The organism is Kocuria sp. LUK, assembly GCF_021012935.1.
Taxonomy (GTDB): Bacteria; Actinomycetota; Actinomycetes; order Actinomycetales; family Micrococcaceae; genus Kocuria; species Kocuria flava.
On the sequence record NZ_JAJMZI010000002.1, the window covers coordinates 414,479 to 427,094 of the forward strand.

The following is a 12,616-nucleotide window of genomic DNA, read 5'->3' on the forward strand; positions in this document are numbered from 1 at the left end:
CCGCGGCGCCGCCCGGTGCCATCCGGCCGGCGCACCCCGGCCGACGAGACCCGTCAGAGGAGAGACATGACCACGCCCAGCACCACCCCCGCCCCCGAGACCCCGCAGGAGTTCGACTACCTGGTGGTCGGCGGCGGCTCCGCCGGAGCCGTCGTCGCCGCCCGGCTGTCCGAGGACCCGGCCGTGACGGTCGGGCTCGTCGAGGCCGGCCCCCACGACCGGGGCGTCGACGAGGTGCTCACCCTCAACCGCTGGATGGAGCTGCTCGAGTCCGGCTACGACTGGGACTACCCGCTCGAGGAGCAGGAGAACGGCAACTCGCACATGCGCATGGCCCGGGCCAAGGTGCTCGGCGGCTGCTCCTCCCACAACTCCTGCATCGCGTTCTGGGCCCCGGCCGAGGACCTCGACGAGTGGGAGGAGCGGTTCGGCGCCGAGGGCTGGAACGCCGAGACCGCCTTCCGGCTCTACCGGAAGCTCGAGACCAACGACGACCCGGGGGCCCACCATGGCCACGACGGGCCGGTGCACCTGATGCAGGTCCCCGACAACGACCCCTGCGGCGTCGCCGTGCTCGAGGCCTGCGAGCAGGCCGGGATCCCGCGCACCCCGTTCAACACCGGCAGGACCGTGGTCGAGGGCGCGAACTTCTTCCAGATCAACCGCCGCGCCGACGGCACCCGGGCGTCCTCGTCCGTGTCCTACCTGCACCCCGCCGAGGACCGCCCCAACCTCACGGTCCTGCACTCGACCCACGCCAGGCGCGTGGTGGTCGAGGACGGCCGGGCCGTGGGCGTGGAGGTCGTCGACAACGCCTTCGGCACCGCCCGCACCGTGCGCGCCCGCCGCGAGGTCGTCGTCTCCGCCGGGGCGATCGACACCCCGAAGCTGCTGATGCTCTCCGGGATCGGCCCCGCCGAGCACCTGCGCGAGGTCGGCGTGGACGTGCTCGTGGACGCCCCCGGCGTCGGCTCGAACCTGCAGGACCACCCCGAGGGCGTGATCCAGTGGGAGGCGAAGCAGCCCATGGTCACCGAGTCCACCCAGTGGTGGGAGGCCGGGATCTTCACCCGCGTGGATCCCGACGGGGACCGGCCGGACCTGATGATGCACTACGGCTCGGTCAACTTCGACATGCACACCTACCGGCAGGGCTACCCCACCGCGGACAACGTCTTCTGCCTCACCCCCAACGTCACCCACGCCCGCTCGCGCGGCACCGTGCGGCTGCGCTCGCGCGACTTCCGGGACAAGCCGAAGGTCGACCCCCGGTACTTCACCGACCCCGAGGGCTACGACATGCGGATCATGACCGCCGGGATCCGCAAGGCCCGCGAGATCGTCGCGCAGTCGGCGCTGTCCGAGTGGGCGGGGGAGGAGCTGTTCCCCGGCAAGGACGTGCAGACCGACGAGGAGATCGCCGACTACGTGCGCCGGACCCACAACACCGTCTACCACCCCGCCGGCTCGTGCCGGATGGGCCCGGTCGAGGACGGGATGTCCCCGCTGGACCCGCAGCTGCGGGTCAAGGGCGTGGCGGGCCTGCGCGTGGCCGACGCCTCGGTGATGCCGGAGCTGGTGACCGTCAACCCCAACATCACCGTCTACATGATCGGCGAGCGGGCGGCGGAGCTCATCGCCGCCGACCGGCAGGCCGCGGCGGTGCCGGCCGGCGCCGAGACGGCCTGAGCGGCGGCGCGCTGCCCTCTCTCCCCCGAGTGACCCCGTTCCCGGCCACTGAACACGCCGTGCCGTGGTCGCTCGACCGGAACGGGGTCACTCGGCGGGAGGGGGAGCGCCCGCCCCGTGCCTAGACTGACGACGACGGGCCGCCGCGGCCGCCCGCCGTCGTCGCCCGACCGGACGCAGGAGCACGCAGTGGAGCAGACCCCGCACCAGAACGTCACCTTCCCCTCGGCCGGCGGCACGGCCCACGGCTACCTGGCGCTGCCGGAGGGCGGGCGCGGCCCCGGCGTGATCGTCGTCCAGGAGTGGTGGGGGCTGACCGACCACATCCGCGACGTCGCCGACCGGCTGGCCGCCGAGGGGTTCGTGGCCCTCGCCCCGGACCTCTACGGCGGGCGGGTCACCCACGATCCGGACGAGGCCCGGAGCATGATGGCCCGGCTGCCCGAGGACGAGGGCGCCCGGCTGCTGAGCGGGGCCGTCGACCACCTGCTCGGGCACGAGGCGGTCACCAGTGCCACCGTCGGCGCGATCGGCTTCTGCATGGGCGGGGGCTTCGTGCTCGCGCTCGCGGCTCACGAGGGCGGCCGCGTCAGTGCGGCCGTGCCCTTCTACGGGGTGGGCCAGGGCGTGCCGGAGTCCTACGAGACCGTGCAGGCCTGCGTGCAGGGCCACTACGCCCGCCAGGACCGGGCCTACCCGGTCGAGAAGGCGCAGGCGCTCGAGGAGCGGATCCGCCGGGAGTCCTCGGCCCCGGTCGTGGAGTTCCACTACTACGACGCCCCCCACGCCTTCCACAACGACGAGAAGCGGCAGAACTACCGGCCCGAGCACGCCCGCACCGCGTGGACCCGGGCCGTGGCCTTCCTGAAGGAGCACGTGCGCTGAGCAGTGCTCCCGCCCCGCCCCGCGAGTGACCACGTTCCCGGCCACTGACCACGCCGTGCCGTGGTCACCCGGCGCGGACGGGGTCACTCGGCGGGGAAGGGTGAGCGGGGAGGGCAGGGCGCGTAGGGTGCTGGGAACCGCTGCCGAGAACCCGCCGCCGACCCGGCCGTGGGCCGAGCACGCCGCAGGAGCAGGAGGGGACCGTGCCGTCGTTCGCCGTCGTCGGAGCCGGGATCGTCGGGGCCGCCGTGGCCCGGGAGCTGACCCTGCGCTTCCCCGGGGCCGCCGTGACCGTCTTCGAGAAGGAGCCGCAGGTCGCCGCCCACCAGACCGGGCACAACTCCGGGGTGGTCCACGCCGGGCTCTACTACGAACCGGGCGGGCTCAAGGCCCGGCTCTGCCGCCGCGGCGCCACGCTGCTCCAGCGGTTCTGCGCCGACCGGGAGCTGCCCTACGAGGAGTGCGGCAAGCTCGTCGTCGCCCTCGACGCCGCCGAGGAGGCCCGGCTGGAGACCATCCACGAGCGGGCCGTGGCCAACGGGGTCCCGGACGTGCGGATGCTCGGGCCCGAGGGGATCCGCGAGGTCGAGCCGCGGGCGGTGGGCCGGGCGGCGCTGCACTCACCGCACACCGCGATCGTCGACTACGCCCGCGTCACCCGGGCGCTCGCCGACGACGTCGTGGCCGCCGGCGGCACCGTGCACCTGGGCACACCGGTGCGGCGGATCGCCGGGACGGCCGCGGAGGCGGTCGTGCACACCGACCGGGGCCGCCACTCCTTCGACCTGGTCGTCGTCTGCGCCGGCCTGCAGTCCGACCGCCTGGCCCGCGCCTCCGGCGGGGAGGAGGAGCCCGCGATCGTGCCGTTCCTCGGGCAGTACGTCCTGCTCGACCCCGCCCACCGCGACCACGTCCGCGGGCTGGTCTACCCGGTCCCCGACCCGCGCTACCCGTTCCTGGGCGTGCACCTGACCAAGCGCATCGACGGAGAGACCACGGTCGGGCCCAACGCGTTCCTCTCCCTGTCCCGCGAGGGCTACCGCGGGCTCGGGCTCGCGCCGAAGGACGCCCTCGAGACCGTCGCCCACCCCGGCTTCCGGCGCTTCGCCGCGCGCAACCTGCCCACCGCCGCCCGCGAGATCCGCACGGTCCTCTCCCGGCGGTGGTTCCTCGAGGAGGCCCAGCGCTACGTCCCCTCCCTGGCCGGGGCCGGCACCACCCGGGTCCCGCGCGGCATCCGCGCCCAGGCGATGACCCGCGACGGGGCGCTGGTCGACGACTTCGTCATCCAGCACCGCGGCCGCGTGACCCACGTGCGCAATGCACCCTCACCCGGGGCGACCTCGTCGCTGGCGATCGCCGAGCACATCGTCGCGGCCGCGGCCCGCGAGCACGGGCTGCCGGCGGCGCCGGTGCAGGAGTAGCCCCGGGACTCAGCTGCCGCCGGCCGGGTCCTTCCCGCCGTCGCGGGCCCGGGCCGGCCACGGGACGTCGCCGAGGGCCGCACAGGACGCGGCGACGATCTCCTCCAGCACGGCCAGGTCCACGGCGTCGAGGTCCTTGACGTAGAGGCAGCCCACGCCGGTGGTGTGCGGGCCGAGCCGCTCGAGGCGCTCGCGGTGGGCGTCGACGCCGTCGTAGAGGTAGATCGTCGTGGCGGCCCTGCGCGGGGCGAAGCCGGCGGCGGGGGCGTCGCCCTCGTGCCCGCTGGCGTACCGGTAGTGGTACCGGCCGAAGCCGATGACGGTTCCCCACATCTCGGCCGGCTGCCCGGTGACCCGGGTGAACAGCGGCAGGAGCCGCTCGGCGTCGGTCCTCCGCTTCCTCGGGCTCACCCCGGCCAGGTGCTCCTCGACGGACTGTCCGGTCTTCTCCACGGCGGGCTCCTCACGGTCGCTGGGAGGATGATCCTCGCAGGGACCAGGATCGCCGCCCGGTCCGACACGACAGGAAGGGAGGAGCCGTGCGCGAGCTCTTCGCCGTGGCCCGCGCCCTGACGGCCCTGGCGCTGGTCGTGGCCGTCGCGGGACGGCTGCTGGTCCACCTGCGCTTCTGGATCGACCGGGGCGACCAGCAGCTGGCGGTCGACGTCGTGAACTTCTTCAGCTACTTCACGATCCAGACCTCGCTGTTCCACGCGGTGGTCCTCGTGCTCGGGGCCCGGGCCCTGCGGGGGCGCCGCGGGGCGGAGCCGCCGTGGCTGGGGGCGCTGCGCGCGGCGGCGACGACGTACACGGTGACCACCGGCGTCGTCTACAACGCCCTGCTGCGGCAGGTCCCGCTCGAGCCGGGCCTGGAGCAGCCCTGGGCCAACGAGGTGCTGCACACGGTCGTGCCCGTCTACGCCCTGGTCGACTGGGTGTTCGCCCCGGGGCGGCGGCCCGTGCCGTGGCGGACGGTCGGGTGGATCGTGGCCTACCCCGTGGTCTGGGCCGCCACCACCCTGCTCCGGGCCCCGACGGTCCTGGACGAGGGCACCGGCAACCTCTGGTGGTACCCGTACCCGTTCCTCGACCCCCACGCCTCGGCGGGCGGCTACGGCGCCGTGGCGCTGTGGGTGGCCGTGCTCGCGGTGGCGGTCACGGCCCTGGCCGCGGCCGTCGTGGGGCTCTCGCGGGCCGGCCGGCCGGCCGGGGGATGACGGCTGGCTACAGTGGCCGTGACATCCCCGCACCGGAAAGGCCCCCCCATGACGCACCGCGCGCTGATCCACCTCAACGAGGCCGCCCCGGAAAAGATCCGGGCGGTGCTGCAGAACACCACCAACCTCCTCGCCGCCCTCGGGCCGGGGACCCGGGTGGAGATCGTCGCCCACGGCCCCGGGATCGCCGTGGCCACGGAGCCGCCCACCGAGCAGCTCACCGCGCTGCTGGACGCCGGGGCGATCCTGTGCGTGTGCCGGAACACCCTGACCGCCCGCGGCCTGAGCGAGGCCGACCTCCACCCCCGGGCCGAGGTCGTGTCCTCCGGGGTGGCGCACCTGGTGGTCCGCCAGTCCGAGGGGTGGGCCTACCTGCGCCCCTGAGCCGGGAGCCCCTCACAGGTCCGGGGCGCACGTTCCCGCGCCGAGGCGGGCCAGACCGGCGCGGTCCCCGGCGGCGAGGTCGGTGACGCCCGAGGTCTCGGGGTGCATCAGCTGCGCGGGGTCGTCGACGTGCGCCAGGCCGACGACGTGGGCCAGCTCGTGGAGGATCACCGCCCGCACGAGCTCGGGCCGGTCCATCATCCGCGTCAGGGCCGGGGCGTCGAGGGTGACCTGCCCGCTCACGGACACGTACGTCCCGTCCCGGCTCAGCCGCGGGGTGCTGCCGCCCAGTCCGGCCACGTCCCCGGCGAGGTCGGGGTGCTCGACGGGGTCGGACCACGTGATGAGCACCGGCGCCCACTGCCGTCCGTAGCGCTCCGGCTGGTACGGATCGCGCCGGGAGGAGGGCGCCTCGTCGGTGGTCCCGGCGTCGACGAACTGCAGGCCGGTCGCGGCCGAGATCCGCCCGACGGCCTCCTCGATCAGCCGCTGCCCGCCCGGGGGCGCGTTGTCCGGGCGGACGACGACGCGGACCGGGCGGCACGGGTCCCAGGCGAGGACCTCCTGCTCCGGGTCCGGGGCCTCCATGAAGCGGTGGCTCCCGGTCCCGGTCGCGGCCGGCGGGGTCCCCAGGGGCTCGTCGGCCGCCCCGACCCCGGGCGGGGGCGCCGACGCGTTCGGCAGGTACGGGCGCACGACCGGCAGCGCGTAGTCGGCGAACAGCCCCGGGGTGAACCACAGGGTCGCGAGCAGCACGACGCCGATCGCGGGCGAGGCCCGCCGAGCACGGCTGCTGCGCCGGGTGCCCCGCACCCACCGTCGGGCGTCCCGGCGCCCGGCGCGGTCGTCCCGCCGCTGCTCCCGGCGCCGGCGGGAGGGGCTCAGCCCGGCCCGCCGCTGCTGCTCGGCCGCCTCGTCGAGCACCCACTGCGGGATCCGTCCGCTCGGGGCCCGCCGCACGGTCAGGGGGACGCCGGGCGCGGGCTCGTGGCGCCCGCGCGGGCCCTGGTGCGGCGCGGTGCTGCCGGTCTGGTGCATGAACGTCCCCGGTTCCCCCGTCGGGGCGGCGAGGTCCTCCCGCCGCAGGGGCGGGCAACGGAGCGGAGCGCCGAGCCGACAATGAATCACTAAAGCAAACGAAGCGTACCGCGGGGAGCGGCTCGCAGGGAGGTGCCGGCGCGGATCCGCGTCATCTTCGGGACGGGGTGCAGCGGCCGGACCGCGTTGCGGGCGGCGCGGTGCGGGACGCGGGCGGCGCTGCGGGTTCGTGGCGGTGGCCTCCGGGGGCGGGGCCGCGGAGCCCAGCGGGGTGGCGCTAAGGGGCGGTGACGTCCGGGGGCGGGACAGCGCAGCCCAGCGCGGCGGTGCGAGCCGCGTCCAGGACCTGCTGCGCATCGGGGCCCGCGGCGATGAGCACCAGGCCCGGGTGCTCCGGGACGGGGCGGTCGGCGGCGCGCGGGTGCCGGTCGACCCGGCCGCCGGCGAGCTGGACCTCGTGCCACCGCCCGTCCCGGTCCCGGACCACGCCCTTGGCCCGGACCAGGGAGCCGGACCGGTCGGCCAGCACCCGGGCGAGTGCGTCGACGTCGACCGGGCCGGGATCCTCCACCGCGGTGGTCACGTGGGTCCGCGCGTGGTCGTCCGGAGCGGCGGGGGCTCGAGCGGCGAGGGCCGGTGCCGCGGCCGCCGGTGCCGGGGCCGCGGGAGCCGGGGCACCAGGAGAGGGGCGCGCGGCGCCGTCGTCGTCGGCGGGCGGGACGGAAGGCGCCGGGGCGGGGCCGGCGAAGGCCGCGGTCGCCGCGGCACCCGGGTCGGCGGGGTCCTGCACGAGCAGCCGGGCACCGGGAGCGGCCTCCCGGCACGCCGCGACCGCCGCCTCGAGCTCGGCGGGGGCGGCGAGGTCCGTCTTCGTCACGAGGACGACCTCGGCGGCGGCGAGCTGGCGGGCGACCGTGTCGGCGACGTAGGCGTCGCGCAGCAGCCGCCGCACGGCGGTCGCGTCCGCGCAGACCAGCACGGGGCCGGGGGAGAAGCCGGGGAACGCCCGCCACGCGGCCAGCTGGGCGGGGTCGCCGACGCCGGAGACCTCGCACAGCACGTGGTCGAGGTCCCCGCGGGCGGCGAGGGCGGTCATGGTGCGCAGGGCGTCGTCGCTGATCTGGCAGCAGATGCACCCGTTGGTCAGCTCGATCGTGTCCCCGGAGGCCGAGGCGACGAGGTCGGCGTCGATGTTGACGCTGCCGAAGTCGTTGACGACCACAGCGGTGCGCCCGGGCAGCACCCCGCCCAGCAGGCGGTTGACCAGCGTCGACTTCCCCGAGCCCAGGTAGCCGCCGATGATCCCGAGCCGGGCGGTCACGGCGCCGAGCCCGGGGCCGGGACCACGCTCGCGTGGTGGTCGCCGCCGACCACCGTGCCGAGGACGTGGATGGCCCCGATCTCCTCGGGAGCCACGGCCAGCGGGTCCTCGGCCAGCACGGCGAGGTCGGCGAACTTCCCGGCCTCGAGCGAGCCGACCTCGTGGTCGCGCTTGAGCAGGTACGCCCCGCCGATCGTGACGGCCTCGAGCGCCTCCTGCACGCCGATCCGCTCGTGCTCGCCCATCACGCGCCCCGAGACGGTCAGGCGGGTCACGGCGTGCTTGACCGCGTGCAGCGGGCCCAGCGGCGTGACGGGGGTGTCGGAGTGCAGCGAGATCGGCACGCCCAGCCGCAGCGCGGTGGCCGCGGCGTTCATCCGGGCGGCCCGGTCCGGGCCCACGGTCAGGTCCATGTGCTGGTCGCCCCAGGCCCAGATGTGGTTGGCGAACACGTTCGCGCACGCGCCCAGGGCGGCCATGCGCCGGTACTGGGCGGCGGTGCTCAGCTGCGAGTGCGTGCAGGTGTGCCGGTGGTCGGGGCGCGGATGGGCAGCGAGGACGGCCTCGAGGGTGTCGAGGAACAGCTGGGTGGTCTGGTCGCCGTTGCAGTGCACGTGGATCAGCAGCCCGGCCCGGTGGAAGGTCTCGAAGGCCTCGCGGAACTCCTCCGGGCTCACGGCCCAGATCCCGTTGGGCTCGCCGTGGAGGTAGCCCGGCTCCAGCAGGCGGGCGGTGAAGCCCTGGATGGAGCCGTCGAGCATGAGCTTGACGTTGCCGAAGCGCAGCCGGTCCGTGCTCAGCTCCCGCAGCCGCACCAGCCGTTCGGCGGCCTCGGGCAGGGGCCGGGAGACGGGGCCGACGCCGGCGCCGAAGTGGAAGACGTCGAGCCGGGCCGGGAACCCGTCGTCGACCGTGGAGCGGTAGAGCTCCACGCCGTCGTCGTCCATGAGCAGCATCGACCCGAGGTCGGTGAGCGTGGTGGTGCCGGTGTTGACGCCGTCCTGGGCGAAGCGGCGCAGCGCCCGGGCGTCGACGGTCAGCAGCCCCGTGCCGGCCGTGAGCTCCCCGACCAGGCCCATCGCGGCGAACTCCTGCAGCTCCCCGGTGGGGTTGCCGGCGTGGTCCTTGACCACCCCGGGCACGGGGGTGGAGGCGTCGATGCCGAACCGGCGCAGCACGGCGGTGTTCACGGCGCACACGTGCCCGCTGGTGTGGGCCACGTGGATCGGCCGGGTCGCCGAGACCCGGTCCAGCTGCGCGGCCGCGAACGGCTGGCCGGGGAAGTAGATGGGGTCCAGGCCCCAGGCCAGCAGCGGTTCGTCCGGGTCGGCCAGCTCGGCCTCGGCCTCGCGCAGGCGCTGCAGCACCTCCTCGAGCGTGCGGCAGCCGGGCCAGCGGCGGCCGTCGGGGTCGGTGCGGTCCACCAGCCCCACGTAGGTGTTCGCCCACACGTTGCCGGAGCCGGCGTGGCTGTGGGCCTCGACGAAGCCGGGCAGCAGCACGGTGTCTGCGTAGCGCTCGTCGAGGACCGCGCCGGGATAGGTCATCAGCTCCGCGACGGTGCCCACGGCGCGGATCCGGTCCCCGCGCACGGCGACGGCCTCCGCCGTCGGCCGGGCGGGGTCCATGGTGCGCACGAGGCGGGCCGGGTAGACGGTGGTGGGCTCCATGGGGTCCTCTCGGTAGCCGACCGACCGGTCCGGGGCGGTCGGGGCCGGGTCGGGCGGCGTCGCGGCTCGTGCAGGGAACGGGGCGGGTCAGTCGGCCTCGGGCCGGCGGGCCGCGGCCAGGTCCGGCGCGCCCGTGCTCTCCGCCGGGGCGGCGGCCGCGCGCAGGCGGCCGGCGCGGAACTCGCGGACGTAGGCGGTGACGTGCTCCTCCGGGGCGTGGGAGGTCAGCAGGCTCACCACGACGAGCAGCACCGCGGAGGCCACCAGGCCCGGGGCGATCTCGTGCAGACCGAACGGCTGGCCGGCCAGGCGCCAGAGCAGCGTCGTGGCCAGGGCGCCGATCGTGCTGGCGAGCACGCCGGCCTTCGTGGCCCGCTCCCAGAACATCGCCGCCAGCACGGGGGCGACCAGCGCGGCGGCGGTGAAGGACAGCGCCACCTGGTAGATCGCGATGATGTCCTCGACCCACAGGGCGATCACCAGGCCCAGCACGGCCATGAACCCGACGGACAGCCGCGAGACCCGCAGGATCCGGGTGTCGTCCGCGGCCGGGTCGACCCACCCCTGGTAGATGTCCTTCGAGATGTTGATCGCCCCGCTGAGCAGGAACGACGTCGCGCCCGTCAGCAGCGCCGCCAGCAGCGAGACCATGAGCAGCCCCCCGATCGAGCCGGGGAAGACCTCGGCCACGAACGAGGTGTAGATCGCGTCCGGGTCGGTGCCCTCCGGGAACGCCTGGACGGCGGTGATCCCGATGAGGATCGCGAAGAACGCGATGAGCCCCGAGATCAGGAAGCCGACGACGACGGCGGAGATCCCCGTCCTGGTGGTCCGGGCGGCGGTCAGGCGCTGCCAGGTGGTCTGCCAGACGATGTAGAACGGCCCGAAGATCAGGAACCAGTTCAGCAGCTCGGTGAAGCCGATGCTGCCGAAGCTCAGCAGGTGCTCCGGGGTGGACTCCACGACGGCCTCGGGCCCGCCGACGTAGTTCACGCCCAGCACGAGCATCAGCAGCACGCCGGCCACGATGACGACCGTCTGGACGGTGTCGGTCCAGGCCACGCTGGGCATGCCGCCGATCATGGTGAACGCCAGCGTCACGGCGAAGCCGAGCACGATCCCCCACAGCACCGGCAGGTCGGTGATCGAGGACAGGATCGAGCTCATCCCGACCAGCTGCATGCCGAAGGTGGGGGTCATGTAGAGGAAGCCGATGATCAGCGCCGGGACCAGCGCCGAGAGCTTCCCGAACCGCCGGGCGAACAGCTCCGGGACGGTGTAGAGGCGCAGTGCGCGGATCGTGGGGCCCAGGATCAGCACCGCCACGACCGTGAACCCGGTGAAGGCGAGCACCGTGATGAAGTACGAGATGCCCAGCTGGAAGCCCTGTCCGGCGCCGCCGATCAGCGCCGCCGAGCCCGTCACCGTGGCGATCACCGAGCCGCAGATCGGGAAGAAGCCGAGGCGGAAGTCGGCCATCGCGTAGTCGTCGGCGGTCTTCACCGTCTGCGCCGAGCGCACGCTCACCGCGAAGAGCAGGAGCAGGAACCCCACGATCCACACCAGATACCAGTTCATGGGCCCTACCGCCGTTCCTGTTCGGAGTGTTCCGGTCCACGCACTCGATCGGCCGCACACGGCATGCGGGGCCTCCCGCCGGCGGGCGCCGCGGTGAAGCCGCGGCGGAACCCCCGAAGCGGGTTCGGGCACGGGTTCATCCTGACGGCGCGGCGGGATCACCACAAGTCGGGGGACAGGAAACGCGCCGAGGGCCGGCCGTCCGCGCGGACGGCCGGCGGGCCCTCTCCGACCGGATCAGCAGGGCCTGAAGACCTTCCCGCCCGGCGCGTAGCAGCGCGGGCCGGTGTAGCCGGGGAGGTCGGCGTAGTAGCCCGGTGGGGCCTGCTCCACGATGTTCGCCCCCGGGTTCGGAGCGGGCTTCGGTGCCGGGGCCGGAGCGGGCGCCGGGGCGGGCGCCACGGGCTGCGGCGCGGGCACGGCCGGAGCCGCCGGGGCCGGCTTCGGAGCGGGCGCCGGCCGTGGTGCCGGAGCCGGGGGCGCCGGGGGTGCCGGCGGGGTGTCGCGCCGCTCGGCCGCGGCCCGCTCCGCTGCCGCCTGCTCCGCCGCCCAGCGCTGCTGCGCGGCGCGCTGTGACTCCAGCGCGGCGACGTCGTCGCGGACCGCCGCGATCCTCCCCTTCAGCGAGGGCAAGTCCACGAGGTGGCGCACGTGCGGGTGGGCGTCGCCGTCGACCGCGTCGAGGGCCGCGAGGAACGCCACCGCGGCGGCGGCCTCCCCGGCCGCGTCGGCGAGGTCCGCCGGCTCGGCCCCGGCGAGCGCGCTCGTGGCCTGCTGGACCTGCGCGGGGATCGTGCAGCCGTGGGCGGGGTCGAGCAGGCCGACCTGCCGCTCCTGCGCCTCGGCGAAGGCCTCCTCGACGGGCGGGAGGAACCGGTCGTTGGGTGCGATGTAGAGCGGGGTGCCCAGGCCCTGGCGGGCGATCTCGGCGTTGACCAGCGTGCCGTCGCCCAGGAACACCCCGGCCAGCGTGCGGCCGTAGGAGTCGGTGCGCTCCTGGTCGTACTCCAGCCCCACCTCGGTCCCCGCCGGCAGCAGCTCCTCGAGCAGCGCGGTCGCCTCGGGGCCCAGGCACTGCACGACCTCGTTCGGGTCCTTCGTCTCCGGGGTGTCGATGTTCAGCAGCCGCACCCGCACGACCTCGCCGTCCAACCGCACGTCCACGGTGTCGCCGTCGATCACCCGCTCCACCACCGCGCGCTCGCCGCGCACCTGGGCGGCGGTTCCCGCCGTGGTGGTCCCCGCGGCGGCGGGGGTGGCCGACGACGACGGCGCCGCGTCGGTCGAGGCCGCCGTCCCGCCGCAGCCGGTCAGCAGCAGGAGGACGAGCGCGGCGGAGCCCAGACGGACAACGGATGAGGGAGGCGTCATGACGGAGGAGTCCTCTCGGAAGAACATCAGGTGCCGTCC

General features: G+C 75.1%; 11 protein-coding genes. 5 read left to right on the forward strand and 6 right to left on the reverse strand.

The features are described from left to right. The first annotated feature begins 66 nt into the window (after positions 1–66). From LQU92_RS04680 to lhgO, 3 genes are all read left to right on the forward strand, one after another. Complete coding sequence (locus tag LQU92_RS04680; RefSeq protein WP_230777794.1) at positions 67–1,689, forward strand: GMC family oxidoreductase; 1,623 nt, start codon at positions 67–69, stop codon at positions 1,687–1,689. Positions 1,690–1,878: 189 nt separating this feature from the next. Continuing rightward, entirely contained in the window at positions 1,879–2,574 is a 696-nt protein-coding gene (locus LQU92_RS04685) for a dienelactone hydrolase family protein (protein ID WP_230777797.1), read from the forward strand. A gap of 203 nt (positions 2,575–2,777) precedes the next feature. Beyond that, positions 2,778–3,998, forward strand: coding sequence for an L-2-hydroxyglutarate oxidase (gene lhgO / locus LQU92_RS04690; protein ID WP_230777800.1), 1,221 nt, complete (start codon positions 2,778–2,780; stop codon positions 3,996–3,998). Positions 3,999–4,007: 9 nt separating this feature from the next. Here lhgO and LQU92_RS04695 read toward each other — a convergent pair whose 3' ends face one another. Next, the gene (locus LQU92_RS04695) at positions 4,008–4,451 is read right to left on the reverse strand and encodes a DUF1801 domain-containing protein (RefSeq protein ID WP_230777802.1); all 444 of its coding nucleotides are present in this window, start codon (positions 4,449–4,451) and stop codon (positions 4,008–4,010) included. Positions 4,452–4,537: 86 nt separating this feature from the next. Here LQU92_RS04695 and LQU92_RS04700 point away from each other — a divergent pair, with 86 nt between their 5' ends. Together LQU92_RS04700 and LQU92_RS04705 are read left to right on the forward strand one after the other, a co-directional pair. Next, a complete protein-coding gene (locus LQU92_RS04700; RefSeq protein WP_230777805.1) occupies positions 4,538–5,215 on the forward strand; it encodes a Pr6Pr family membrane protein in 678 nt (225 codons plus the stop codon). 48 nt (positions 5,216–5,263) lie between these two features. Continuing rightward, complete coding sequence (locus LQU92_RS04705) at positions 5,264–5,599, forward strand: DsrE family protein (protein ID WP_230777808.1); 336 nt, start codon at positions 5,264–5,266, stop codon at positions 5,597–5,599. Between the two features lie 12 nt (positions 5,600–5,611). Here the strand turns inward: LQU92_RS04705 and LQU92_RS04710 are convergent, their stop codons facing one another. From LQU92_RS04710 to LQU92_RS04735, 5 genes are all read right to left on the reverse strand, one after another. Next, the gene (locus LQU92_RS04710; RefSeq protein ID WP_230777824.1) at positions 5,612–6,637 is read right to left on the reverse strand and encodes a peptidase; all 1,026 of its coding nucleotides are present in this window, start codon (positions 6,635–6,637) and stop codon (positions 5,612–5,614) included. A gap of 277 nt (positions 6,638–6,914) precedes the next feature. Continuing rightward, positions 6,915–7,958 carry a GTP-binding protein gene (locus LQU92_RS15105; protein ID WP_308071580.1) on the reverse strand — a complete coding sequence of 348 codons (1,044 nt, stop codon included), beginning with the start codon at positions 7,956–7,958 and terminating at the stop codon, positions 6,915–6,917. Beyond that, positions 7,955–9,628 (reverse strand): amidohydrolase, encoded by a 1,674-nt coding sequence (locus tag LQU92_RS04725; protein ID WP_230777827.1) that lies wholly within the window; start codon positions 9,626–9,628, stop codon positions 7,955–7,957. Before LQU92_RS04725 ends, LQU92_RS15105 begins: the two co-directional genes overlap by 4 nt. Before the next feature lie 87 nt (positions 9,629–9,715). Further along, complete coding sequence (locus LQU92_RS04730) at positions 9,716–11,206, reverse strand: sodium:solute symporter (protein ID WP_230777842.1); 1,491 nt, start codon at positions 11,204–11,206, stop codon at positions 9,716–9,718. A gap of 237 nt (positions 11,207–11,443) precedes the next feature. Next, positions 11,444–12,577: a thermonuclease family protein gene (locus LQU92_RS04735; protein ID WP_230777846.1), complete on the reverse strand. Its 1,134-nt coding sequence runs from the start codon at positions 12,575–12,577 to the stop codon at positions 11,444–11,446. Positions 12,578–12,616: the final 39 nt, after the last annotated feature.

Coding starts and splice junctions, on each gene's coding strand:
- LQU92_RS04680 (WP_230777794.1), top strand. CDS start 67: ATGACCACGCCCAGCACCACCCCCGCCCCCGAGACCCCGCAGGAGTTC.
- LQU92_RS04705 (WP_230777808.1), top strand. CDS start 5,264: ATGACGCACCGCGCGCTGATCCACCTCAACGAGGCCGCCCCGGAAAAG.
- LQU92_RS04710 (WP_230777824.1), bottom strand. CDS start 6,637: ATGCACCAGACCGGCAGCACCGCGCCGCACCAGGGCCCGCGCGGGCGC.
- LQU92_RS04725 (WP_230777827.1), bottom strand. CDS start 9,628: ATGGAGCCCACCACCGTCTACCCGGCCCGCCTCGTGCGCACCATGGAC.
- LQU92_RS04730 (WP_230777842.1), bottom strand. CDS start 11,206: ATGAACTGGTATCTGGTGTGGATCGTGGGGTTCCTGCTCCTGCTCTTC.
- LQU92_RS04735 (WP_230777846.1), bottom strand. CDS start 12,577: ATGACGCCTCCCTCATCCGTTGTCCGTCTGGGCTCCGCCGCGCTCGTC.